25 protein-coding genes and 1 tRNA gene are annotated in these 24,528 nt (G+C 63.5%); 9 read left to right on the forward strand and 17 right to left on the reverse strand.

From position 1 onward, the window contains the following. Positions 1-61 precede the first annotated feature (61 nt). Positions 62-790, reverse strand: coding sequence for a DUF8017 domain-containing protein (locus CH290_RS24250; RefSeq protein WP_230620987.1), 729 nt, complete (start codon positions 788-790; stop codon positions 62-64). Positions 791-1,009: 219 nt separating this feature from the next. Beyond that, a complete protein-coding gene (locus CH290_RS24255; RefSeq protein WP_230620986.1) occupies positions 1,010-1,765 on the reverse strand; it encodes a DUF8017 domain-containing protein in 756 nt (251 codons plus the stop codon). A gap of 87 nt (positions 1,766-1,852) precedes the next feature. Here CH290_RS24255 and rfbB point away from each other — a divergent pair, with 87 nt between their 5' ends. Both rfbB and CH290_RS24265 read left to right on the forward strand, forming a co-directional pair. Further along, the gene (gene rfbB / locus CH290_RS24260) at positions 1,853-2,857 is read left to right on the forward strand and encodes a dTDP-glucose 4,6-dehydratase (protein ID WP_033189327.1); all 1,005 of its coding nucleotides are present in this window, start codon (positions 1,853-1,855) and stop codon (positions 2,855-2,857) included. Continuing rightward, complete coding sequence (locus tag CH290_RS24265; protein WP_020111817.1) at positions 2,841-4,316, forward strand: hypothetical protein; 1,476 nt, start codon at positions 2,841-2,843, stop codon at positions 4,314-4,316. The genes rfbB and CH290_RS24265 overlap by 17 nt, the downstream gene beginning before the upstream one ends. Here the strand turns inward: CH290_RS24265 and CH290_RS24270 are convergent. Continuing rightward, positions 4,302-5,822, reverse strand: coding sequence for a hypothetical protein (locus CH290_RS24270; protein ID WP_020111818.1), 1,521 nt, complete (start codon positions 5,820-5,822; stop codon positions 4,302-4,304). The two genes, CH290_RS24265 and CH290_RS24270, sit on opposite strands and share 15 nt — an antisense overlap. A gap of 113 nt (positions 5,823-5,935) precedes the next feature. Between CH290_RS24270 and CH290_RS24275 the strand changes: the two genes are divergently transcribed. After that, the gene (locus CH290_RS24275) at positions 5,936-7,807 is read left to right on the forward strand and encodes a glycosyltransferase (RefSeq protein WP_033189326.1); all 1,872 of its coding nucleotides are present in this window, start codon (positions 5,936-5,938) and stop codon (positions 7,805-7,807) included. Between the two features lie 43 nt (positions 7,808-7,850). Here CH290_RS24275 and CH290_RS24280 read toward each other — a convergent pair whose 3' ends face one another. The 5 genes from CH290_RS24280 to CH290_RS24300 form a co-directional block, all read right to left on the reverse strand. Further along, positions 7,851-8,705 carry a TylF/MycF/NovP-related O-methyltransferase gene (locus tag CH290_RS24280; protein ID WP_020111820.1) on the reverse strand — a complete coding sequence of 285 codons (855 nt, stop codon included), beginning with the start codon at positions 8,703-8,705 and terminating at the stop codon, positions 7,851-7,853. 116 nt (positions 8,706-8,821) lie between these two features. Next, positions 8,822-9,730 carry a galactofuranosyltransferase GlfT1 gene (gene glfT1, locus CH290_RS24285; protein ID WP_026348205.1) on the reverse strand — a complete coding sequence of 303 codons (909 nt, stop codon included), beginning with the start codon at positions 9,728-9,730 and terminating at the stop codon, positions 8,822-8,824. Continuing rightward, positions 9,714-10,589 carry a galactan export ABC transporter ATP-binding subunit Wzt/RfbE gene (gene wzt, locus CH290_RS24290; RefSeq protein ID WP_020111821.1) on the reverse strand — a complete coding sequence of 292 codons (876 nt, stop codon included), beginning with the start codon at positions 10,587-10,589 and terminating at the stop codon, positions 9,714-9,716. The genes glfT1 and wzt overlap by 17 nt, the downstream gene beginning before the upstream one ends. 9 nt (positions 10,590-10,598) lie before the next feature. After that, complete coding sequence (wzm, locus tag CH290_RS24295) at positions 10,599-11,474, reverse strand: galactan export ABC transporter permease subunit Wzm/RfbD (protein WP_020111822.1); 876 nt, start codon at positions 11,472-11,474, stop codon at positions 10,599-10,601. A gap of 129 nt (positions 11,475-11,603) precedes the next feature. Then, entirely contained in the window at positions 11,604-12,188 is a 585-nt protein-coding gene (locus tag CH290_RS24300; RefSeq protein WP_026348206.1) for a bacterial proteasome activator family protein, read from the reverse strand. 166 nt (positions 12,189-12,354) lie between these two features. On the opposite strand from CH290_RS24300, the gene CH290_RS24305 reads away from it, so the two are divergent. Next, positions 12,355-13,560 (forward strand): cysteine desulfurase-like protein, encoded by a 1,206-nt coding sequence (locus CH290_RS24305; RefSeq protein WP_019667521.1) that lies wholly within the window; start codon positions 12,355-12,357, stop codon positions 13,558-13,560. A gap of 65 nt (positions 13,561-13,625) precedes the next feature. Here CH290_RS24305 and CH290_RS24310 read toward each other — a convergent pair whose 3' ends face one another. Beyond that, a complete protein-coding gene (locus tag CH290_RS24310) occupies positions 13,626-14,597 on the reverse strand; it encodes an NAD(P)H-quinone oxidoreductase (protein ID WP_020111823.1) in 972 nt (323 codons plus the stop codon). 10 nt (positions 14,598-14,607) lie between these two features. Beyond that, positions 14,608-15,645 carry an L-glyceraldehyde 3-phosphate reductase gene (mgrA, locus tag CH290_RS24315; RefSeq protein WP_019667523.1) on the reverse strand — a complete coding sequence of 346 codons (1,038 nt, stop codon included), beginning with the start codon at positions 15,643-15,645 and terminating at the stop codon, positions 14,608-14,610. 116 nt (positions 15,646-15,761) lie between these two features. On the opposite strand from mgrA, the gene CH290_RS24320 reads away from it, so the two are divergent. Continuing rightward, the gene (locus CH290_RS24320; protein WP_026348207.1) at positions 15,762-16,259 is read left to right on the forward strand and encodes a MarR family winged helix-turn-helix transcriptional regulator; all 498 of its coding nucleotides are present in this window, start codon (positions 15,762-15,764) and stop codon (positions 16,257-16,259) included. A gap of 52 nt (positions 16,260-16,311) precedes the next feature. Next, positions 16,312-16,398 (forward strand) — tRNA-Ser (locus CH290_RS24325). A 269-nt stretch (positions 16,399-16,667) separates the two neighbouring features. On the opposite strand, the gene CH290_RS24330 is transcribed toward CH290_RS24325, so the two are convergent. The 6 genes from CH290_RS24330 to CH290_RS24355 all read right to left on the reverse strand — a co-directional run bounded on the left by CH290_RS24330 (position 16,668) and on the right by CH290_RS24355 (position 21,290). Further along, positions 16,668-17,036, reverse strand: a complete 369-nt coding sequence (locus tag CH290_RS24330; protein WP_020111824.1) for a hypothetical protein — start codon at positions 17,034-17,036, stop codon at positions 16,668-16,670. Between the two features lie 31 nt (positions 17,037-17,067). Further along, on the reverse strand, positions 17,068-17,571 hold the full coding sequence (locus tag CH290_RS24335) for an LppA family lipoprotein (RefSeq protein ID WP_230620985.1): 504 nt from the start codon (positions 17,569-17,571) through the stop codon (positions 17,068-17,070). Between the two features lie 95 nt (positions 17,572-17,666). Further along, a complete protein-coding gene (locus CH290_RS24340) occupies positions 17,667-19,385 on the reverse strand; it encodes an alpha/beta hydrolase (RefSeq protein WP_020111826.1) in 1,719 nt (572 codons plus the stop codon). Continuing rightward, complete coding sequence (locus CH290_RS24345; protein WP_019667528.1) at positions 19,382-19,678, reverse strand: hypothetical protein; 297 nt, start codon at positions 19,676-19,678, stop codon at positions 19,382-19,384. Before CH290_RS24345 ends, CH290_RS24340 begins: the two co-directional genes overlap by 4 nt. A gap of 274 nt (positions 19,679-19,952) precedes the next feature. Further along, a complete protein-coding gene (locus CH290_RS24350; RefSeq protein ID WP_196250053.1) occupies positions 19,953-20,864 on the reverse strand; it encodes a pseudouridine synthase in 912 nt (303 codons plus the stop codon). Between the two features lie 75 nt (positions 20,865-20,939). Beyond that, entirely contained in the window at positions 20,940-21,290 is a 351-nt protein-coding gene (locus CH290_RS24355) for an excalibur calcium-binding domain-containing protein (RefSeq protein ID WP_019667531.1), read from the reverse strand. A 111-nt stretch (positions 21,291-21,401) separates the two neighbouring features. Between CH290_RS24355 and CH290_RS24360 the strand changes: the two genes are divergently transcribed. The 3 genes from CH290_RS24360 (at position 21,402) to CH290_RS24370 (ending at position 23,465) form a co-directional block, all read left to right on the forward strand. Continuing rightward, positions 21,402-21,605: a DUF3072 domain-containing protein gene (locus tag CH290_RS24360; protein ID WP_033189325.1), complete on the forward strand. Its 204-nt coding sequence runs from the start codon at positions 21,402-21,404 to the stop codon at positions 21,603-21,605. Between the two features lie 51 nt (positions 21,606-21,656). Continuing rightward, a complete protein-coding gene (locus CH290_RS24365; RefSeq protein ID WP_019667533.1) occupies positions 21,657-22,286 on the forward strand; it encodes a YrhK family protein in 630 nt (209 codons plus the stop codon). Positions 22,287-22,427: 141 nt separating this feature from the next. Next, positions 22,428-23,465 (forward strand): alpha/beta hydrolase, encoded by a 1,038-nt coding sequence (locus CH290_RS24370; protein ID WP_033189324.1) that lies wholly within the window; start codon positions 22,428-22,430, stop codon positions 23,463-23,465. Here CH290_RS24370 and hisC read toward each other — a convergent pair. Then, positions 23,462-24,523 (reverse strand): histidinol-phosphate transaminase, encoded by a 1,062-nt coding sequence (gene hisC / locus CH290_RS24375; RefSeq protein ID WP_020111829.1) that lies wholly within the window; start codon positions 24,521-24,523, stop codon positions 23,462-23,464. The two genes, CH290_RS24370 and hisC, sit on opposite strands and share 4 nt — an antisense overlap. Between the last annotated feature and the right edge of the window lie 5 nt (positions 24,524-24,528).

Below are 24,528 nucleotides of genomic sequence, written 5' to 3' on the forward strand. Positions count from 1 at the left end.
GGACGTCAGTTTCCCCATCCCAGCGACTTCTGATGGACGAGCACCGAAGATTTCTTCCATGTCAGCTCTTCCTTATCGTAGAGATTATGGCGTCGATATCCGAGTCGCCTAGTGCGCCTTCGACACCGCGGGCGGAACGGACGATGAAAACCACTGATTCTGCTGATGCGTAGCCGGGCGTGGCGATGACGTCGAATGTTGCCTGGCTGGACGAGCAGCGCTGAGCTGCGTCGGGTATGTCGTCGATCGTCGCTCGGTACCTAACCGCAGGTCGATCGCCGATCCGGAAGGTCTGCGGCCCGGTGATACGGATCGACGGTTTCCTCGACTCATCAGAGCTGGAGAAGATCAGTTCGGCTCGTTCGACTTCGCTGCGTGCCGTTGCGTCGAGGTTAGTTGTTCGGCGTCCAATGACTCCGGTAATGGCGAGCTCGGAATGTTCGCCGTCAGAACACTTTGTGCGTTCGTAGAACCCTAGTGACCCGAACACCACCGAGGTTCCGTCGTCGAAATCCCATCCAGCCACCCCGCCGGACCAATTGTCCCAATCTGGGGCAACGTCGTAGGTCAGTCCGTACTTTGTTGCGATCGGTTGTGGTTCGCCGTCGCCGACGATGATCCGCGGCGGCCTCGACATGGATGGAAACCCCGACGGCAGAGAAGCTGGTGTTGTCGTCGGAGCAAGTGGGCTCGTCTTGGACGGTTCGGCGACCGAGACCCCCTCGTACCGGCCGGGTGCCTCTGGTGCCAGTTCTGTTATTCCCCACAACACTAGGTTGAATACGGCCAAGCTTCCTGCCAGCAGCAGTAGCCGTTTACGTAATCCCACGAACGCTCCCCCCGAAGTCTGCGAAAAGGTAACACAGGGGTCGGACACGGTCGGCTCGGAAGAATGGCGATCGAGCAACATCGTCGACGACAATGGCGCCGTGTTTCGCGCGAATGGCTGTGTGGTCGGCGTGCATTCGAAGAGGACGCGGGCGGTAACCGCGTACGGCGCCCTTCCCTGTCAGGTCCTCCTTATCGTCGAGACGATCTGTTCGATTTGATCGTCCGTAAGAGCTCGTTCTACCCCGCGAGCTGCGGTCAACACGAACAGTGCTGTTGCTGCGGTGGCGTAGGAGGGGGTCGCAATGATGTCGAAGCGAGCCTCGCTCGGTGTACACGAATCTGTGGAAACGATGTTCGAAACGTCCGCGCGGTATCTGATCGCTGGACGTCCGTCGACAGTGAATTGAGTAGGAAGGTCAACGGTCACGGACGTTTGGGCATCGTCGCTGAAGATCTTGGATACTTTATCGATCTCCGCGCGCGCTACTTCGGCAATGTCTGCATCAGGCCGACCGGTCATGCCAGTCATCGCAAGTTGTCTGTGCTCGCCGCCGCACTTTTCTCTTTCGTAGAATCCGAGGGCACCGAACACCAGGGAGGTGCCGTCGTCGAAGTTCCAGCCGGACATACCGTCGTACCAGTTGTCCCAACCGCTGGGGATGTCATATGTCAATCCGAATTTCGTTGCGATGGGCTGGGGCTCCCCGTCAGGAACGATGATTTTGGGAGGCGGATACTCCATCGTCGGAAACCCCGACGGCAGAGGAGCTGGTGTTGTCGTCGGAGCTTGTGGGCTCGTCTTGGACGGTTCGGCGACCGAGACCCCCTCGTATCGGCCGGGCGCTTCAGGTGCCAGTTTGGGTATTCCCCACAGCACTAGGTTGAAGACAACCAAGCTCCCTGCCAGCAGCAGTAGCCGTTTACGTAATCCCACGAACGCTCCCCCCGAAGTCTGCGAAAAGGTAACACGGGGGTCGGACAAGTTCGGCCCGAAACCGGGCACACCGGTATGGTCACGGTTATGAAACTGCTCGTGACCGGGGGTGCCGGGTTCATCGGCGCGAACTTCGTCCATCTGACCGTCTCTCAACGGCCCGATGTGGAGATCACTGTCCTGGACAAGCTGACCTACGCCGGCAACCGAGCATCGCTCGACCCGGTTGCGGACCGGATCGAGTTCGTCGAAGGCGACGTCGCAGACTTGGATCTGGTGTCGAGCCTGATCAAGGACACCGATCTGGTGGTCCATTTCGCCGCGGAATCCCACAACGACAATTCCCTCGCGAACCCCTGGCCGTTCGTACACACCAATGTCATCGGCACCACCACCCTGCTGCAGGCAGTCCGCGAACACGACGTGCGCTATCACCACATCTCCACCGACGAGGTCTACGGCGACCTCGAACTCGACGACCCCGCACGGTTCACCGAGAACACCCCGTACAACCCGTCGAGCCCGTACTCGTCGACGAAGGCCTCCAGCGACCTGCTGGTCCGAGCGTGGGCGCGGAGCTTCGGGGTCCGAGCCACGATTTCCAACTGCTCCAACAACTACGGCCCTTACCAGCACGTGGAGAAGTTCATTCCGCGTCAGATCACCAACATCCTGTCCGGTCTGCGCCCCAAGCTGTACGGCGAAGGCAGGAACGTCCGCGACTGGATCCATGTCGACGACCACAACAGCGCTGTCTGGACGATCATCGACGCCGGTGTGCTCGGCGAGACCTATCTCATCGGCGCCGACGGGGAGAAGAACAACCGCGACGTGCTCGAGACGATTCTCGAGGAAACAGGACAAGCCGCCGACGCCTTCGATTTCGTCACCGACCGTCCCGGCCATGATCTGCGCTACGCAATCGACTCGACCAAACTGCGCACCGAACTGGGTTGGACCCCGCAGTACGTCGACTTCCGCAGTGGTTTGAAAGCAACCGTCGACTGGTACCGAGACAACGAGAACTGGTGGCGTCCACAGAAGGACACCACCGAAGCCGCCTACGCAACCGCGGGTGAACGCACTGTCTGAACGCGTCCGGACCTATCTTCTTCCTGCGGCGACGGCAATTGTCGCCGCCGCGGTATTCGCGTTGGCGTCGCGGTTCCTGATCGACGACACCTTCATCACCCTGTCGTACGCGAGGAATCTTGCATTCCATGGTGAATGGGCTCTGGTCAGTGGTCACCCGTCGAACACGGCAACGTCGCCGCTGAACGTTCTGGCGCTCGCTGCCGGAACAATCGTGGTGCGCGACGCCGTACTTGCCTGTGGGATCGTGTTCGTCTTGTCCTGCGTGGCGACGGTGGTGGCATTTCGAAGAATTGCTCTTCACCAAGGTTTCTCGACGGCCTTCGCTCCGGTGACGCTTGCATTGATCGTCGTGAACCCGGTGGTCTCGTCGTCTCTGGGATTGGAAGTGATTCTGGGAACGGCGATTTTGGCGTGGGTGGCGGTGTTCGCCATGGAGCACTCACCGATTGCTCTCGGTGTGGCGTCAGGCCTCGCCGTGGTCGCTCGTGTGGATTTGGTCGTTGTTGCGGCCGCGTTGGTGCTGATCAGGAGCGCGCCGCTGCGTCGACTATGGCTGTCTGCGCTCGCCGCTGCAGCCACAGCGTTGCCGTGGTTCTTCGTCAGTTGGGTGTTCCTCGGCTCGGTGGTCCCGGATACCGTCGTCATCAAGACCGGCCAAGGGGCCTGGGGGGAATGGGGTTTCGGCAACGGTTTGCTGATGTACCTCGACATCTATCCCGCCGCGGCTGTCCTGACAGCTGTCGTGCCGATTCTCGGAGCGCTGTGCTTGCTTGCAGTGCCGGCGGTGCGGCGATGGCGTCGAGCAACGGTGTTGTGGGCCTGGGCGCTCGGCGGCGTCGTCTACTACGCCGCGTACACCTTGCTCGAGGTTCCTCCGTACCACTGGTATTACGGGGTTCCGGCAGTGGCGGGGACGGTGATGTTCGTCGGCGCGATGTTCGCGGCTCCTTCTGTCGTGAAGTCTGTCGGCCTTGCGGCGGCGGGAGCCGCCGGGCTGGCGGGCGCGGCCCTGTGGAGTTGGACGACGGCCACCGATCGCGTCGTTCCCATCACGACCAACCATGCGACGGCGAATCAGTACGAGGACATCGGCGCCCAGCTGCCTGCCTACGCGGGCGACAAGGCTGTCCGTTCGGGCGGTGAAATCGGCGCGCTGTCGTACTACTGCGAGTGCCTCGTCGTCGACAAGTTCTCCGATCGGGGTGCACTCGAAGCGGATCTCCGGAAAAAGACGGCCGAGCCAGGAGTCGCCGGCTGGTTGTGGCGCAAGAACTTCCACTTTCTGGATTTCGACGCTCTCGAACAGGTAGGTCCGATCCCGCTGGACTACCGGCTCCTGCGGGTGAACTTGGTGCAGGAGAGCCCGCCGTCGTTCGTGGACTGGCCGATCACCTCCCCGTGGACCGGAGCGGGCGAGCTACATTTGACGAATCCGGATGTGTCAGTTCCGAACTAGCGCGAAGTGTGCGACGCCCCGCGCTGCGGAATCCACTGTCCATGTCCAGGGTGAGCCGTCGCTCGGGCCTGGACGGTATTCGATGCGGTAGACCGGTACGACCGGCTTACGGGAGTAGTCGAGGTTGGCGTAATTTGCGCGAAGTAACAGGTCGCCGACAGGCCCGGATTCCTCCAAGCGCGGGATGATCCGCTCGTTGATGATGACGCCTCGGTCGGAGAACTCGTCGACGATTCTGCACTCGCATGCGTAGGCCAGCGTTCCGATCTCGCCGGGCGACTTGACGGCGTCGTCGCCGACGATCTTTCCGATCTCCTCGCCGACGCGCTGGTAGTCCGCGGCCGAAGCGAAGTTGCCGAAGATGGGCGGTGACGCCCACGGCATGGGCCTGGCTGTGTCGAACGCGATGGAGCCCGCGATTCCGATGACGACAAACAGAAGTGAGACGGCGGCCACCGGGCGCGGTGATATGCCGGCAAGGAATATTGCTGCCGATCCACCCGCGATCATCGGGGTGACGTAGTACCAGTGGTAGGGGACGGTGTCGAGAGCTGTGTACGCGAGGTAGTAGGCACCTCCGCCGAGTCCGAGACCGATCAGAGGCCATGACGCCCGGTCGCGCGCGCGTCTGGATACGCATGCGGCGAGCCAGCCGACGGTGACGACGAGGCCGACGACGGCAGGGCCGAAACTCGCGAGCGTGCCCCACCAGTCGCCGTCGTAGTAGAGGGACGGCCCGTCGAAGTAGTTGAAACCCTCGATTGCCTGGCCTTCTTTGAGGACGAGCGTGTCCGGCACCAGTGATCCGAGCACGATCCAGCTGAAGACGTACCAGGGCAGGGACACCGCAGCCGCGGCTAGAAGAGCCCGGGGCCAGCGGCGGTACAGCGTCGGCGCGAAAGCAGCGAGAAGTAGTACGAAGAGGACAAGGTCCAGTCGTACCAGGACGGCCAGTCCGCTCGCGACGCCGAACAGTACGGGGCTGCCGCGCAGAGCCGCAGCGGTCAGCGTGAGCACCGCTGCGGGAATGAGGAGAACTTCGAGTCCGATGGACGACAGCAGGAACGGGTTGCTCATCACCAGAACGACCGCGATCCCACCGAGCCACAGGCCTCTACCGACCGACCGTGAGATCGACGCGCATGCTGCACCGACGATTCCCCCGGCCAGAACGTTGGCGACGAACAGAGCGAACAACGGCGCCGGCGCGCCGAAGAACGACGTGATCCACACGATGAAGCCGAGGAGCAGAACGTTGAGGGGCGAGGTCGACGTATTCGCGGTCAGGTCGGTGACGATCGCCCACTGACCGTGTTCGGCGAGATTTCGGGCCGCGGAGAGGCTGATGTACGCGTCGTCGGTGAGGCTGGGTGCAGCAACCCAGTACCCGACGGCGCCCAGGGCCGCGCCGAGCGCGATGAGTATCCATGACGAGTGTCCTGCGCGCGACAACCGGGTTCCAGGCGAGTACGCCTCCGCGTCGGCGGCAGCGGACTGTGCAACCATGGTCACCAGAATGGCAGACAACAGGGCTCGTACGCTGCACCGCGAGCCCTCGCCCGGCGTTGTGTCTCGCAATACGGGCAGCACAAGAGCCAAGGAGAAAAGGGACCGTTGCTGTGAGTCACGCTGATTCCACCACCACGACCGAGGCAGACACCGTCGACCTGCCGTCGTCGACGGAGTTGCGCGCACAGCGTCTCCTCTTCGACGGGCCGTCGCCGCTGGTGAGTGCGGATATGTACACGAATGTGGCCAAGGGCAATGTCGAGCGTTCGAGGTATGCGGCGAAGCTGGCCAAGCGCACGGTTCTCGAGACGAACAGTTACTTCGGGCGGTTCCCGGCGAGTTACTGGCAGCGCTGGACCGATGTGACCGAGGTGCGTTTCTCGGCTTCCGTTGCCGGTTCGGGGCGCGTCGATATCGTCGCTACCGACTACAAGGGTCGTAAGCGAACGATGGCCAGCGAGACTGTGACCACCGACGGGCGGGCCAGGCGGCTGGACTTCGCTGTTCCCGTCAAGCAGTTCCTCGACGGTGGAGCCTTGTTCGCCCGATTCACCACCACGTCCGGTGAGCTGACGGTCGAGGACGCCGAGTGGACCGTCGACGCGCCGGAGAAGCTGCGTCCGACGTCCGTGGTCATCTGCACGTTCAACCGGGCCGACGACTGCGCCAACACCGTGGCAGCCATGGCCGACGATCCGATTGCACTGCTCGGCGTCGACAACGTGTACGTCGTGGACCAGGGCAGCGACCAAGTCCAGACGCGGCCCTTGTTCCAGCGTGTCGCGGCCGAACTCGGCGACAAGCTGGTCTACATCACTCAGCCCAACCTCGGTGGTGCGGGTGGTTTCACCCGCGGGCTCTACGAGGTGCAGGGCAAGGGCGGCGACCCGGCCAACGTCGTGTTCATGGACGACGACGTGCTGTGCGAGCCCGAGGCGATCGTGCGTATGAACGCGTTCGCGAACAAGACCATCGAGCCCGCGATCATCGGTGCGCAGATGCTCTACCTTCTGCATCCCGATCGGGTGCATGTCGGTGCCGAGGTCGCGAACCTCCAGAAGCTCGAAGCCGGGTTGCACGTGAAGAACGCGATCTCGGACAAGAGCGCGTTGAAGAAGAAGCAGGAGATCCGCGTCGACGCCGGCTACAACGGCTGGTGGTCGTGCCTGATCCCGTCGGAGATCGTCTCGCAGATCGGTTACCCACTTCCGCTGTTCTTCCAGTGGGACGACATCGAGTACGGCTACCGGGCCCGTGCCAATGGATTCGCGACGGTCACGCTTCCAGGCGCGGCGGTGTGGCACGCCGATTTCGCGTGGAAGGACTGGGACGAGTGGCACCGCTACTTCAACCTGCGCAACGGCATGATCACGGCGTCGCTGCACGCGGGGCTTGACGGTAAGAAGCTCGCGCGTCAGCTGACGACCGATCTGTTCCGCTATCTCGTCTCCATGCAGTACGGCATGGCGTTCACGTTGATCAAGGCCATCGAGGACTTCCTCGTCGGGCCGAGCAAGCTCACCGACGGCGGCATGGACGCTGCGGCGGCGATCCGTCGTGACCGAGCCGCGTACAACGAGACCAAGCGCTACAACGCGAACGCGGTTCCTGACGTCCGCCCTGCGGACATGTTCATCACCCCGGCAGGGCCTCACCCCAAGAAGAGCCTGGAGTGGGCCGTTCTGGCCAAGCGTGTGCTCAACCAGTCGCGTGGCCGCGTTCACCCCGGCCCGGTCGCGATCTCGGCCGATGACGCGCATTGGTGGCACGTCTCGCTGTTCGCGCATGCCGTCGTCACCGATCGTTCGCAGGAGGGTGTGCGAGTACGTAAGCGCGACAAGGCAGCCGCCACGGAGCTACTGAAGCGAGGGCTGAGGGCGCTGCGTCGTCTGCGTGTCGAGACCGACAGCGTGGCCGAGTCCTACCGGCAGGCTGTTCCTGAGCTCACCAGCCGAGAGAACTGGACGCGGCTCTACTCCTAGGTGAGTGGAAATGTAGGCCGACCAGAACACACCGCATTGTCGCTCACAACGACGGAGCGGTGCGGATTCGTACGACGACCTGTTCGTTGTCCGCGGTGTAGCCGAGGTAGTCGAATTCCGTGCCGGTGCGGCCGACGAACTCTGTCCACGCGCGGTACTCGTGATTGCGCCAGCCGGGGAAGTTGAAGTACTCGTCGAAGACGATGACGGTTCCCACGGCCAAGCGGTCGGCGACGAGGTCGAGGACGGTCACGGTCGACGAGTACAGGTCCGCGTCGAGGTGAAGGAACGCGAGCTTGTCCTTGTGGCTCTTCAGGAACTCGGGTAGCGATTCCTCGAACATGCCGGGAACGATCTCCGCGCCGGGCACCGTCGGCTCGGTTTCCTGCTCGAACAGTCCCTTCGGGAAGCCCGTTCGCCACGTCTCGGGGAGACCGGAGAAGACGTCGAATCCGGCGACGATGGAAATGTCGTGTCGCTTCGCCATCTCCTCGGCGATGATCTCCAGCGTCGTACCGCTGGCGACACCGAACTCGAGCGCCATCCCCGGTACCGATACCTCGCCGAGCGCGAACCTCAGCGTCGCGTGGGGGCGCAGGAACGTGGGTGCCTTCGGCATGACCTCTTCGGCGAACTCGGCGCTCTGAGCGGCGGCCTCGACGTCGGACGCATACGGGATATCGCGTCGCATGCGCATTTCGAGTCCACGGATGAAGGCGTGCAGGTCGTCGATCTCGCGGCGCTGACGTTCGAGGATGTCCAGCAGCTTGGTCTGCTGATCGCTCGTCTGCTCGGCCAGCTGGGCTGTCTGCTTGTCCAGAACCTCGCCGATCGCACGCTGCAACTTCTCCCGCGCCGAATGCCGAATCCGATCCGTCAGCTTCCGAGATTCCGTCATGCGCACACGGTAGCGGACGCAGACGCCCACGGCCGTTGTCAGTGGAAATGGAGGCCCTGGGGTAGGAGCGGAGCCTGCGGAGCGACCAGATGACACCGCATTTCCACTCACCTGGGTCACCTCCGGAAATGCTCCCGACGCCCGAGTCGACGGAGACGAAGCCATTCCAGCAGGCCCTTGGGATTGTGAGTGGTCACAAGGAAGAACCAACCGAAACGAATCCACTCCTGCGGCAGCAGTTTCCGCATACCGGGCTGTGACATGAGGTACCCGCGGTTGCGATAGGTGAAGTAGCGCTTGGTGGCGTCGTCCGGGTACTGCGTGTGCATCCGCCCGCCGAGGATCGGTTTGAACTCCTCGGCGCCGTTGGGGTGGACGTAGGCGGTCGTCAGACAGGTACCGAACTTCAGGCCCGATCGCTGCAGTCTGCGATGAACTTCCACCTCGTCACCGCGGACGAAGAGTCGCAGATCGGGCACCCCGACTGCGTCGATCGTCGAGGCTTTGAACAGTGCACCGTTGAACAGTGACGCGATTCCCTCGAGCAGATCGTCGTCGGGGTTACGAGGGTCGATCAGTTCGGACCTCAGTCGCCGCCATTCCACTCCGCGCCGCAGCGGGAACGCGAGACGATCGGGGTCGTCGATGTCGCAGACGACGGGGGAGACCTCGTCGAGGCCGTGCTTCAGTGCGCACTCGTGCAGCGTTTTCAGTACGTCCGGACCCTCGGGCCGCCCGTCGTCGTCGGCAAGGAACACCCAATCCGCGCCGAGCGACAGGGCGTAGAGAATGCCGAGCGCGAATCCGCCCGCACCGCCCAGATTGTGATGCGACCCAAGATAAGTAGTCGGAATCGACGCAGACTCGACGAGCTCGCGGACCTCGTTCTCGTGCGCGTTGTCGACGACGACGAGATGGTCCAGCGGGCGGGTCTGGCGCGTGATGACATCGAGTGACTTCGCGAGGAGCTCGCGACGCTTGTGCGTCACGATGACTCCGATGATCGTCTCAGCCACTGGTTTCATCTCTAGGTCGTTCCGCAGGCTCCACTCCCGATCCGTCTCGAGGTCGTTCCGCAGGCTCCACTCCCGCTTCGTCTCGAGCGAGCTCTTTCAAGATCGTCGCCACGTGGTCGCCCGCGTCGTTGCCTTCGTACGCACGCACGACGTCTTCGATGCCACCGTCCTGACGGATCTGGCCGTGGTCGATCCACATCGCGCGGTCGCAGAGCTGGGCGAGGAACTCGTTGGAGTGGCTTGCGAAGACGAGGATGCCGGAGCGTTGCACCAGTTCCTGGAGCCGGATGCGTGCTTTCTTCATGAATTCTGCGTCGACGGCGCCGATGCCCTCGTCGAGCAGCAGGATTTCAGGATCGATGCTGGTGACGACGCCCATCGCTACGCGGACGCGCATGCCGGTCGAGTAGGTCCGCAGCGGCATGTCGAGGTAGTCGCCGAGTTCGGTGAAGTCGGCGATCTCGTCCATCTTCGCGAGCATCTGCTTACGCGTCTGGCCGAGGAACAGGCCTCGGATGATGATGTTCTCGTAGCCGGAGATCTCCGGGTCCATACCGACACCCAGGTCGAAGACGGGGGCGACGCGGCCGCGCACCGAGGCGGTGCCGCGGGTGGGCTCGTAGATGCCGGAGAGCAGGCGCAGGAGCGTCGACTTGCCTGCTCCGTTGTGTCCGACGAGGCCGACGCGGTCGCCTTCCTTCAGATTCATCGTGATGTTCTTGAGGGCTTCGACGACGACGACGTCGGAGCTGTTCCGGTCGATGGCACCGCCGGCTTTGCCGAGGAACGCCTTCTTCAGGGAGCGAGTTTTGGCGTCGAAGATGGGGAAGTCGACGCAGGCGTCGTGCGTGTTGATGCTGACTGACATGGCAGACCCCTAAACCCAGTAGGGCACTCGGGCCCGGAATTTCTTGAGAGCGAAAATGGTCAGGAGCCAGCCGACGATGGTGCAGGCGATCACGATGTACCAGTGGTAGGCCTCCTGGGGCTCACCGATCATCGGGGCTCGGAGGATGTCCAGGTAGTGAAAGAGCGGGTTGATCTCGACGAGGCGGGCGCGCTCGGCGGCCTGTCCGCCCTGGTTGAGTAGCCCCTGCGTCGTCCACACGATCGGTGTCATGAAGAACAGCAGCGTGACCATGGACCCGAGAATCGGCGCAATGTCGCGGTAGCGCGTTGCGACGATGCCGAACAGCATCGCCACCCAGACGGCATTGATGGCGATGAGCGCGAAGGCCGGGATCGCCGCGAGGTCGGTCCAGTGGAACGTCGGTCGGAAGATCGCGATGATGATCACATAGACGATCAGGTTGTGCGCGAACAGCAGAATCTGACGCCACACCAGCCGATACACGTGCACCGACAGCGCCGACGGCAACTGCTTGATCAGGCCTTCGTTGGCGACGAAGACATCGCCGCCCTCGAGGATCGCCGCACTGATGAAGTTCCAGATGATCAAACCGACGGCCACGTGCGGCAGGAACGTCTTCAGATCCATGTCGAGCAGCACCGAGTACAGCAGGCCCATGGCGGTGGCCTGGACTGCAGTGGCGATGGTGATCCAGAACGGGCCGATGACCGAGCGTCGGTATCGCTGCTTGATGTCCTGCCAGCCGAGGTGGAGCCACAGCTCACGCTGATTGAACCCGGTCTTCAGATCGCGGAATGCGCGCTTGTACGTCTGCGAATCCGAAACAGGGAGGCTCACACGCTCTCCTGTCTCGTTCTCGGGTTCCTTCGCTGGAGCTGACACGACGGTCGACCTTACCCGCTCCCGACGGTCGTTCCGCAGGCTCCACTCCTGCCCAGCCCCGGGTCATTCCGCAGGCTCCACTCCCGCCGCCTCCCTGGGTCATTCCCCAGGCTCCACTCCTGCCCAGCGCTACAGGTACTGGCCCGTTCCGCCGCCGGTGTGGCCTGGGCCACTGGGGTTGATGGCGACGCCGGGAGGCAGGGCGCCTTGGCGCATTTGTTCGAGTTGGGCGCGTGCTGCCATTTGCTGGGCGAACAGGGCGGTTTGAATTCCGTGGAACACCCCTTCCAGCCAGCCGACCAGCTGGGCCTGCGCGATGCGCAGTTCGGCGTCCGACGGGATGGCGTCCTCGCCGAAGGGAAGGGCCAGGCGTTCCAGTTCCTCGCGGAGTTCGGGGGCCAGGCCCTGTTCGAGTTCGCGGATCGAGGACTGGTGGATGCCTTTGAGTCGTGCGCGGCTGGCGTCGTCGAGAGGAGCTGCCCGCACCTCTTCGAGGAGCTGTTTGATCATCGTGCCGATGCGCATGACCTTCGCCGGTTGCTCGACCATGTCCGACAAGGGCGTTTCGCCGTTCTCCACGTTGTCGGTGCCTGCGGCGCGGGCCGCGGCGGCGGTTGCCTCTTCCCGGCTGAGTGCGAGAGGCTGTCCGTCTGGACCGATCACGACGACGTGGTCGCCGGCTTCTGGATTCGAGTGCGAGTCCGAGTGCGTCATGTTCGCCATCCTTCCGGTTTCGGTGGGATTGCGCGATGAGCGGGGCCGATTATTGTTGTTTCGGGTCGTTGAGGAGGGAAGACAAGCGTGCAAGACAGCCAGGCGGTCGATCCGAAAAAGGGATGTGGAACACACGCTCACGAAATCGGCGCTTAGAGTGTCCGGCATGGGGTACGACGTCGCACGAGTCAGGGGATCCATTCCCTCGTTGGGCGACGGCTGGATCCACCTCGATCCGCAGAACGGCATGCAGATCCCCGACCGTGTGTCGACCGCCGTGTCCACAGCGTTTCGCGGAAGTGCGCCAACTCACACTTCGGGTCACCTGTCGTCTCGTCGCAGCGCTGGTTTGCTCGACGCCGCGCGGCAGGCGATAGCGGATCTGGTCGGCGGCGATCCCGCAGGTGTCGTTCTCGGCCCTGATCGCGCGACGATGCTCGCGTGGCTCGCCGAGTCCATGTCGTCGCGTCTCGGGCTGGGAACGGGTCTTGTGCTGTCGCGCCTCGACGAGGAAGCGAACGTCGCGCCCTGGCTGCGCATCGCCAACCGCTACGGTGCTCAGGTCCGGTGGGCCGAGGTCGAGATCGACACGTGCGAACTCCCCAGCTGGCAATTCGAAGAACTCATCACCACGACCACTCGCCTGGTGGCAATGACCGCGGCCTCGCCCATCGTCGGGTCGGCCCCGAACGTGCGTGTCGCGGCCGATCGTGTTCATGCCGTCGGCGGCCTGATCGTCGTGGACGCCGCGGGCGCGGCCCCGTACGCGCACGTCGATATCGAGGAGCTGGGTGCCGACGTCGTCGCCGTCCAGGCGTCGGCGTGGGGTGGTCCGCAGGTGGGCGCGCTCGTCTTCCGTGATCCGGGTCTGCTGGATCGAATTCCGTCGATGTCGCTCAATCCGTTCGCGAAGGGCGTCGAGCGGCTCGAGGTGTCGGGCCATCAGTACGCGTTGCTCGCCGGTGTCGTCTCGTCGGTGGACTATCTGGCCAATCTCGACGACTCCGCGACGGGTACCCGTCGCGAGCGTTTGCAGCTGTCCATCGGGTCGTTGCAGGACTACCACGACCGGCTGTTCGATTATCTGTTGCGATCGTTGGAGAAGCTGGACCACGTCATGGTGCTCGGCGACGCTCCCAGCCGTATCCCGACGTTGAGTTTCACCGTCGCGGACACGTCCGCCGAGAAGGTCGCCGAGCACCTCGCGCAGAACCGCATCGGCACCGTCAGTGGAATCCATAGCGGCAGTAGGCTTCTGGATGCCCTGGGGGTCAACGACGAGGGTGGTGCGGTGACGATCGGGCTCGCACCGTACACGACGCGGTACGAGATCGATCAGCTTTCCAAAGCGTTGTCCAAGCTCCGTATGTGAGCGGAAATGTGTCCTCGGGTCGCTCCGCTGGCTCCGCTCCAGTGGCCCACGGCCGACATTTCCACTCACGAGACGCGGAGGACGACCTTTCCGATCGCGTCGGCGTCGAGCAGTCGATGGCCTTCTGCCGCATCGGTTATCGGTAGTTCGGCGTGAATGATCGGGGCGACGGCGCCTTCCTCGACCAGCGGCCACAACCGTGCAGTCATGTCAGCGACGATGTCCGCCTTGCTCGACGCTCCGGTTTCCGGTCGACCACGCAGACCTGCGGCGTGAACGGTGCCGCGCTTGGCCAGAAGTGCACCGAAGTCGAGCTCACCCTTCAGGCCGCCCTGCATCCCGATGGTGATGAGCTTCCCGTCCTTGGCAAGAGCATTTACATTGCGCCCCAGGTACTTCGCGCCCATGTTGTCGAGAATCAGGTCGGCTCCGTCGGGTAGTTTCTCGACGAAGTCCTCGTTCTTGTAGTCGATGAGGATGTCCGCGCCGAGGGATGCGCAGAAGTCGAGCTTCTCGCGCGATCCGGCCGTCACGGCGACGGTGGCGCCGAATGCTTTGGCGACCTGGATAGCGTGCGTTCCGATGCCGCTTCCGCCGCCGTGGAGGAGAACCACATGACCGGAGCGGAGGCCGCCGAACATCACCAGATTGGACCAGACCGTCGACGCCACTTCCGGAAGTGCCGCTGCCGCATGGAGATCGAGCTTTCCTGGGATGGGAAACAGCTGAGTCGACGGGACGGCGACCTGCTCGGCGTACCCGCCGCCGGCGAGGAGGGCGCAGACTTTGTCTCCGACCTTCCAGTCGTGCACTCCTTCACCGAGTTCGGAGATGATCCCCGAGCATTCGAGTCCCAACGTTTCGCTCGCCCCGGGCGGTGGCGGGTAGAAGCCCTGGCGCTGCATCAGGTCGGCGCGGTTGACCGCGGTGGCTGCGACGTCGACGATGACCTGCCCGCGCTCGGGCCGTGGGTCCGCCACTTCGGTCCACTGCATCACGTCGGGGGCCCCGAACTCTTTCAGCGTTATCGCATGCATGCCTGCCTCCTTACCCGATATCCCAGAGATTGATGCCGAAGTCCCGAGCGTGCTCGTCGATCCGGCTCAGTTCGTCCGCCGAGAAGTCGAGGTTCTCCAGTGCACCCACGTTGTTCTCGAGCTGCTCGACGCTCGATGCTCCGATGAGTACCGACGTCACGCGAGGGTCTCGCAGCGCCCAGCTCAGCGCGAGCTGCGCGAGTGTCTGGCCACGTGAGGACGCGATGTCGTTCAGGCCGCGCAGGTGGGCGAGGTGGTCGTCGGTGAACCAGTCGGGGTTCAGCGACTTGCCCTGCGTTGCGCGTGAGCCATCGGGGATTCCGTCGAGATACTTGTCGGTCAGCATGCCCTGCGCGAGGGGCGAGAACGCGATGGTGCCTGCGCCGATCGACGCGAGGGCGTCGAGCAGCCCGTCCTCGATCCACCTGTTGACCATGGAATACGACGGCTGGTGGATCAGTAGGGGCACCCCGGCGGCGGACAGGAGTTCGGCCATCTTCGTCGTGTTCTCGGGTGTGTAGGAGCTGATCCCGACGTACAGCGCTTTGCCCTGATGCACTGCGCTGATCAACGCCCCTGCCGTCTCTTCGAGGGGTGTCTCGTGGTCGGGGCGGTGGCTGTAGAAGATGTCGACGTAGTCCAGGCCCATTCGGTGCAGCGATTGGTCCAGCGACGACAGGAGGTACTTCCGCGATCCGCCGAAGCCGTACGGCCCCGGCCACATGTCCCACCCGGCCTTGCTGGAGATGACCAGTTCGTCGCGGTAGCCGGCGAAGTCCTCGCGCAGAATGCGTCCGAAGTTCTTCTCGGCGCTGCCGTACGGAGGTCCGTAGTTGTTGGCGAGGTCGAAGTGGGTGATCCCCAGGTCGAATGCTCTACGGAGAACCGCGCGCTGGGTCTGCAGCGGCGCGTCGTCGCCGAAGTTGTGCCACAGGCCGAGCGAGATCGCCGGGAGTTTCAGGCCGCTGGTGCCGGTTCGCCGATACTGCATCGAGTCGTAGCGATCTGCAGCCGCGACGTACGGGGGATCGATATGAGGTTCGGACATGCACCGAGCCTATTCCGACCGCCCGAAACGGACATCGAGCGGGAGCGTGGCCCACGGAATGACCTGAAGGGACAGCTGATCTACTCATCGGTAGCTCTGATGCCTAATATGGTCGGGTGACGGCCGAACGATCCTTTGGTCCAGGGGGGGACCCGCAGTGGTTAGATGCTGCGGAAATGAGAGCGTGGCGCGCCTATATCGACGGCGGCCAACGATTGCAGGGGGTACTCAACAAGGATTTGCAGGACGCGCACAACCTGACGATGGCGGAATATCGCATCCTCGTCATGCTGTCGGAATCATCCGATGGGTCGCTACGAATGAGCGACCTCGCCGACGGTGTCCTGTCGTCGAGGTCTCGCCTGACGCATCAGATCAGGCGCATGGAGTCAGACGGCATGGTCGAACGCAGCACGTGCGTCGACGACGGGCGGGGTGTCCTTGCCGTCATCACCGCCATGGGTCGCCGCCGGTTGGAGGAAGCTGCACCGACTCATGTCACCAGCGTCAGGAAGCATCTCGTCGATCTGTTGACCGCCCGTGAACTCGCGGTTCTCGGCGACATCTTCGAAAAGGTCGACGCAGCGATGGGCAGTCCGACGAGCCGGGGGTGATTGGCCCCGGGCCAGCAGAACCGTTTAGGATCGTCTTTCGTCAGTAGACGATGGAAGCGTGGCAGAGCGGCCCAATGCACTCGCCTTGAAAGCGAGAGACGTCCAAAAGCGTCCGGGGGTTCAAATCCCTCCGCTTCCGCAGCATGTCAGGGGCGGTTTCGACTAACCGCCCCCGGCATCGACTCATTTAGCCGTACGCCGGTACGACACATATGTGACACGTCCTCAGTCGGATCGTGCCATAGCGTTGCGACAAGGCGTGGATATAGTGGCGCTTGGGGACATCCGATACGAGGTGAGTGTAGTTAGCCTGGACCTTGCTTCGTACTTACGTTGGTACGACGGTCCTTGCGATCGGACGGCGTGTGTCACGAGTTCCAATGCTGAGTGCTTGCAGTAAGTCGCCGTTCACCGATCCCGACCGAGCGGATCCTGTCGGATGCTTTGGAAGTACATGTCGTCGACCTCGAGAGTCTGCGCCGGTTCAGCCTGTGTGCGGGCGGCGTAGCTATCGACGAACGAGGCTATTGCCTGGGCATCGGGGTCGCTGAGAAGATCCCGCATCGCCTTGTCCAACTGTGGCTGCTTGTCGAGTAGCGCGGCTCGGTACGCAGCCAGGATTAGGTCGGCATCTGGGTGATGCAGTGCGACGAGTCGGTTCTCGGCGTCGACCTCGACGGCGATATCACCGACCCTGCCGACACCACGAATCTCGCGCGCAACCGATTGTGCGCGTTGCACTTTCGCGCCCAACTCGTCGAATTCACTGCTCGACATCGTCACCTGGACTCCCTCGATGCGCAGACGATCACGGGGTCGGCGTGACCGGAGCCTGCGCCCCCGACATCTTCGCCTGTGGCAGGCGACATCCCGTGCTCGCCGAAATTACGGCACCTCGGCTGCCGATGAAGATGGCCGTTCGTTCCGGGCTGTAGAAGCGGACTTCGTGGTTGTCCGGATCGTCGTGGAATGTCTGAACCTTGGTCGCGCCCGCAGCCGCGGCGACACGTGTGGCGAACTCGAACACCTGCGGCCATACCGCATCCGGGATCGGCCCCTCCGACACATAGTTCTTCAGTTGGACATCGTCACCGTCGGTCCCATCGAACGGCCGGCCGCAGCCGCCGACACTTCGCTCGCGTATCCAGGTCCACCCCATGCCGGGCACCAGGGTGTCCACGAATGCTCCGATCTGCACGACGGCACTCTCGAGCTGCACTTCGGTGTCCTCGAGCGACGGCAACGTCTCCAGGATTGCGGCTGAGTCCGTCGTCACGGCCGGGTCGGATTTTTCGTACGGGTTGTCGAGCACGTCTGATCCACATCCTGCCAACGTAAGGACTGAGGCGACGGTCAATGCCGTCATCCACCGTCGTGATCGGGTACCGGTCGTTCGTCTCTTGCGCATCATCGGGTCAGGCCGACCAGGCCGTCGAGAATGTCGATACCTCCGGTTTTCATTGCCGAGTCACCGGTCACGAGCTGGCCCGGCACATCGGCCAGACCGGCGATGACAACGGCGGTGTTGTAACCGGAGGTACGCAATTCGCCGTTGTCGCCCGACCTCGGGTACTCGCTGTGCCCTGTCGCTCCTTGGCGCGCCACTCCGTCGGCGGTGGTCGTCGCATCGGTGTCGAGGTGGGTGAATTCGGACATGTAACCAGGACTCCATCCGAAGCGGTTCATGTGCGCGACGGGATCGTCGTGCGCGGTCATCTCGTACGCGTGCCCGGGTGCGATGTTGAGCTTGTCGAGGCTGCTGTCGACGAAGTCATGGCCGGTACCAAGGCCGGGGGACCCGTAGACCATCACATCGTCGACGATTCCCTCGGGAGTCTCTTGGAGCGCGAGCCCGGTGGTGAACGACCCGTACGAATGCCCGACAGCCGTCAGATGTGGGTCGCCGTCGTGGTTCGACGCGTCGATGCCCTCGTAGAACTGCGACAGGTCGGGCGCGGCTGCCTGCGCGTTCCATGGTTGCGCCACCTGGATTGCCCCCGCAATGCTCTCCTCGGAGAAGTAGTTGTCTTTGTCGAGTTGTGGTGCGTCGTACCCGATCCAGGCGATGGTCGACACCGTTTCGCCCGCATGGCCCGGTATGTTGTCGAGTTGCTTCTCCGCGTTCGTCTTCATCTGTTGGCCTTCGTCGGTCATGGCACCGATGGCACCGCCGACGGTGGTATTCAAACCCGGCGTGGTGACGGACACGTGCTCTGCGGTGTCCGGGTTTCCGACCGCCACCGCCGCGTGGGTCTGCGCACCCGACCGAGTATCGAGGAGCATCAGCATCCGGTTGGGGTCTTTCTCGACGGTGTCCCGGACGGCCTGTAGGTCCTCGAGCCGATTCGACACGGTCGGATCGCAGGCCTCGGCGCGGGTCAACTCGTCGTCGAGTTCGATTCGGTTGTAGTGATCACGATCGACGACGGGGAGGCCGTCGCGGTTGCCGATGTAGTTGTCGTGAGCGAACAGCGCATCCTTGTCGGCCGGGGACAACGTGGACCACAACTCGTGCAACTGCGCCGGGTCCGACGGCAGCGAGGTCTTGCCGCTGACGATGTCCGATACGACCGGGCTGATGGCTGCAGCCCCGGGCGATCCGGTCGCGTCGAGACGCTCTTGCGCTACTCGAATTGCTTGCGCCGCTTGCATTTCGGCTTCTCGGAACTGAACGAGAAGTGCCTTGATGCGTACCTCGACGGCGTCGGCCTGCGCGTCCAGTGTGCTCTGCAGGAGCATCGAGACAACTACAGCGCTACCGAGTGGAACAGTCGGGGCCGTCACGGTGCCGTCGTCGAACACCGTCATACCGGCACCGGGTGCCTCGAGGTCCACGATGGCCAACAGGGACATGCGGATGCCGTCGAGTATTCCTCCGTGGGAGGCGTGCGCTTCGGCGATGGCGATGACGGCCGTGTCGATGTGCGAGGCGGCGAGGCTCTCCGACAGACTGTGCGCCGACGCGGCTGCTGCCGCCTCCCCCTGCCATGTGTTCATCGCTGCGTCGACCGCACGATCCATCCGGAGGATCTGATCGGTGAACGTACTGTTCGACGCCAGTAGGGACGTGGCGTAGTCGAGCATCGAGCTCGGTTGGCAACCCCGCACGTGCGCGATGGTGGTCACCGCGCGGACCCGGCGTCGTAGCGCGTCAGCTGAGAACTGAACGCCTCGTCGACGCCCTCGTAGGTCGTGGCGTTGTACTGGCACGTTGCCGACATCTCGGCGACGTTGCCGGCGATGCGGGTGTACGCGTCGGCCGTGGTCTTGGTGCTCTGCTCCGAGGCCGGGGCGATCGGCGAACCCGGCATCGTGACCGTCGCCGTGACGCTGATTGCGTTCATCGCACTCGCCGTAGCGGCGAGTGTTCTACCGAGCGCTCGAAGCCCTTCGAGATCGACTGCCAGCAGTTCGCCCACTTCTCGCCCCCCAGCGAATCCATCGGCGCGATCGAACCAGCGCCATATCGCCAGCAGGCTAACACGCCGACGCCAGCTAGAACTCACAGCGATTCAGCCGATGGGTTGTCGGTCTTGAAGATTTCCGATCTTTATATGGTTCGGGAATTCGGGTGAAGCGGGTGCGCGACGAGTTGCAACGCGGCGATCGAGACGCGGACCGACATCCCGCATCTGTTGTGGTCGATCCACACTGAGCTGTACCGCCACCCCTTCAGCGAGAATTTGTCGGTCGTCACGTCAGCGCGTGGTCCAGGCGTCGAGCTGAGTGAAATTGCCTGCGTTCTCCGGTCAGCGGGTCGGTGAACTCCATCTCCGAGGCCAGGAGTTGCAATGGCTCGGTGAAGTCGTCGACGGCTCGGTCGGTGGGACGCGGATAAAGATCGTCGCCGACGATGGGGATCCCCATCGAGTTCATGTGCAGCCGTAGCTGATGGGTACGTCCTGTCGTCGGGTGAAGACGGTAGTGTCCCAGTTCATCACGGTGGGCGACGAGTTCGATGGTGGTGTGCGCGTTGGGCTCGCCGGAGACCTCTCGGGCGGCGAAGTCGTACTTCTCCTTGACGATGCGGCTCGATACTTCACGCGGAAAGTGCAGTGCCGGAAGGTAACCGGCCACCGCCTCGTAGACCTTGCGGACTTTTCGGTCCTGGAACAGAGTCTGGTAAGGGCCGCGTGCGCTCGGATCGATCACGAACAGCACGAGACCTGCAGTGACGCGATCCAATCGGTGCGCCGGAATCAGTTGCGGCAGAGCCAATTCCTGGCGCAACCGCACCAATGCTGTCTGCAGAATGTGGCCGCCGCGCGGGATGGTCGGCAGGAAGTGGGGTTTGTCGATCACCAGGATCGTGTCGTCGCGATGGACGATGGGGATGTCGAACGGGACAACGGATTCGACCGGAAGATCGCGGTGGAACCAGACGGCCTCGCCCGGGGCGTACGAGGCGTCGCGGCTTACAGGACCCTGCATGTCGACGACGGCATCGGCGTCGAGCATCTCGTCGATGCGGTCCGGTGACATCCGCGCTTCGGTTGCGACGAGAAATTCACGCACGGTCACCCAGCGGCCGTCTTCCGGCATCCGCACCCGGGCTGGATCCAGGCCGTGCCTTTTCGGCAACGGGGGTTGCTGCCGTCGTCTCACCGACCGACGGTACCCAGTTCGCACTTGTGCAGGCAAAACGCAGCCTAAAAGCTGCACAAGTGCGAACTCGTGGGGTTATTCGCAGCCGATGCCGTCGTTGTCGCGGTCGAGGTGCGGGCCGTAACCGTATTCGTCGCGGTAGACGGGGGCGGCGCCTGCGTCGCGTGCCTCGGTGCAGTTCTTGTACTGGAACGCGGACTGTGGCCGGGGTGCGGCCTGGGGGGCGGGGGCAGGCGGAGGTGCGGGAGCGACACGCGGCGCGGGAGCCGGCTGTACGAACACGGGGCAGAACTGCGACGAACCGGAGTTGCAGAGGAAGTCTGCGACGGGATCGGCGGATGCGACGGCTGGGCTGACGGCCATCGTGGCAGCGAGGGCGATACCGCCCAGTCCGAGGCGGGCGAGCATGGAGGTCTTGCCGGTCATAGGTGTGGCTCCTGAGCTGAGGGGGGTTTCAATCGTCGGACAGGGGTGATCAAACGGTCAATCATCTGCGCGAATGAGTTTGGGATCCGACGATCGTGCGTATACGAACGTATGAGCGAAAACGAGCAGGTCAACCAGAACCCCGAGAAGGACCCCGACCAGTGGGTGACCGGTGACGAGCCGATCACCGGGCCGCAGGAAAGCTACTTGAACACGCTGGCGCAGGAAGCGGGCGAGGAAGTGCCGGCTGATCTGACCAAGGCGCAGGCGTCGGAGATGATCGACAAACTGCAGGGCGAGACGGGTCGCGGATAACCATCCCCGACGGGTGAGGACGGCGCGGGCGGAGACCGCGACAATCGGCCGGTGAACGTGCAGGGGCTGCGGCGAGAGTCATGGGGATTCGTCGTCGGCTCGCTGCTGTTCGGGTTGGCCGCGGTGCCTGCGTATGGGCACTGGGTAGGAATCGACGTCGACAACGTCACCTACTTCGTGGGTTCGTTGTTCTTCACCGCGTCGGGTTTCATCGCACTGAGGCTCAGTGGGCGCCCGGTACCCGGTTCGGAGTCGGAGAAGGTGGAGCACTTCGACTGGTGGGCGGCTGCGGTGCAGTTCGTGGGTACCGTTCTGTTCAACGTGAGCACTGGTGTCGCACTGGTTGCCGGGTTGACGGCGGCTCAGGCCGACAAGTGGGTGTGGCGTCCCGACGTGTTCGGCTCGGCGGCATTTCTCGTCGCGAGCGCGCTCGCGGTCGTGGCGACCACCGAAACGGACAAATTGTGGGATCCGCATGCGCGCAACTGGCGGAGCACGTGGTTGAACATGGTCGGGTCTATCGCGTTCGGAATTTCGGCGGTGGGGGCGTTCGTCAGACCTGCGACCGGGGATCCGGAGAACGCGTCGATGGCAAATCTTGGAACACTCGCAGGCGCCGTGTGTTTCCTCGCTGCGGCCCTGCTCATGCGGCCTTTGGGACGAGTCCCAAACAACTCGTAGAACTTTTGTACGACCCTCCTTACGACTATTGTGAGCGGAACCACAGCTCGCGGCACGGCTGCCTACCGGTGAGTTACCTTGTGGAACAGATGTTGTTCGTGTTGCGCCGGAGACGGGGCAACGGGGGAGGATGGATCAGTAATGCACCGTCGTGTTCTGGCAGCGCTCGGAACCGGTATCGCCTTGTCGATACTCGGGTCCGGTGTGGTGTCTGCCCAGCCGCTCCCCGGGACCGGTAGCTCCGAGGGGGCCCCGGCACCGTTCTCGCAGACTTCCCCCGCCAAGTCAGCTCGCATCGACAAGGTCGAGATGTTGACCGATCGTCGTGCCGCGGTCTTCGTGGATTCGCCCTCGATGGGCAAGATCGTTCAAGTTCAGGTTCTGCTTCCTGCCGCCCAAGCCGTCTCGCGTCCCACGCTGTACGTGCTCGACGGCGTCAGCGCAGGCAAGGAATCCAACTACGCGGAGAGCACGTGGACGCAGAAGACCGACATTGTCGACTTCTTCGCCAACAAGAACGCCAATGTGGTTCTCCCGGTTGGTGGTTCGAGCAGCTACTACACCGACTGGAACGTTCCGGACCCCATCCTCGGCGTGAACATGTGGGAGACGTTCCTGACGCAGGAGCTCCCGCCGCTGATCGACGCGCGTTTTTCCGGTGACGGCACCAACGCCATCGCCGGTGTCTCGATGGGCGCGCAGGCCGCGATGGACCTCATCACCCGTCATCCGGATCTCTACACCGGCGTCGCAGGGCTCAGCGGGTGCTACGACAACTCGCAGAACAACCTGAAGGACGCCGTTCGTGCGACCGTCGCGATGAACGGCGGCAACGCAACCAACATGTGGGGCGAAAACGCCGACCTCCGCTGGGTCGAGCACGATCCGTCACGTAACGCAGAAGCATTGCGCGGCAAGGACGTCTACATCTCCGTCGGCACCGGGCTGCCCGGTCCCTACGAGCTCGGCCCCGGTGGAAGCGGATTGGAGGTGGCAGCACAGGGCGGTCCGCTCGAAGCTGCCGCGCTGTACTGCACCACTCTGTTCGATACCCGGCTGCGCTCGCTCGACATCGACGCGACCGTCGTATACCGCCCCTACGGCATCCACCAGTGGGTCTACTGGCAGGACGACCTACGTGAGTCCTGGCCGACGCTCGAGCGGGCCCTGGGACTCTAGAAAGCCGCGGTCGCCGCGTATTTCAGGAAAGCGTCGTTCTCGTGCGGATCACCGATGGTGATCCGCACGCCGTCGTTTCCGTAGGCACGCAACAGGACTCCGGCCTCGGCCGACCCTTGCGCGAAGGTGCCGGATCGGTCACCCAGCGGCAGGAACACGAAGTTCGCGTCGGAACGAGCGACGTCGTAACCCAATTCGATCAGAGCGTTTCGCACCCGCTCGCGTTCGGCGACCAGAGTGTCGGTGCGCGCCAGAAGCTCGTCCTTGGCCGCCAGTGATGCCAGTGCCGCCTGCTGTGCAACGGAATTGACGGCGAACGCGATGCGCACCTTGCCGAGGGCGGTGATGATCGAGGGATCGCCGACGGCATAGCCCACGCGGAGCCCGGCGAGCCCGTAGGCCTTGGAGAACGTGCGCAGAACCAGCACGTTGCGACGGCCGCGCGCCAATTCGACTCCATCGGTGTATTCGCCTTCGGGGTTCTCGCGGGCGTACTCGAAATACGCCTCGTCGAGCACGACCAGGACGTGCGCGGGCACGGCGTCGAGGAAGTGCTCCAGTTTCGAACGACGGACCACCGTGCCGCTCGGGTTGTTGGGGTTGCAGACGAACATCACGCGGGTGCGGTCGGTGATCGCCGCGAGCATCGCGTCCAGGTCGTGGACATGGTTCTCGTCGAGCGGTACCTGCACGGGTGTCGCTCCAGCGACGCGGGTGATGATCGGGTACGCCTCGAACGAACGCCACGCGAACACCACTTCGTCGCCCGGTTCGCAGGTGATCTGGACGACCTCCTGGCACAGTGCGACGGAGCCGTTGCCTGCCGCGACGTTCTCCGGTGCGACTTTCAACTGCGAGGCGAGGGCTGCGACCAGTTCGGTGGCCAGGATGTCCGGGTAGCGGTTGACACCCGCTGCGGCTTCGAGGATCTTCGCCTGAACGCTCGGCAGGGGCCCCTGAGTGGTCTCGTTGCTGGCCAGCTTGATCGCCCCGGGGAAGTTGCGGCCGGGTACGTAGGCGGGGATGGCGTCGAGGTCGGTGCGTATGCGAGCAGTCACGGCTC

It is taken from the genome of Rhodococcus sp. 06-156-4, assembly GCF_002259345.1.
GTDB lineage: Bacteria > Actinomycetota > Actinomycetes > Mycobacteriales > Mycobacteriaceae > Rhodococcoides > Rhodococcoides fascians_E.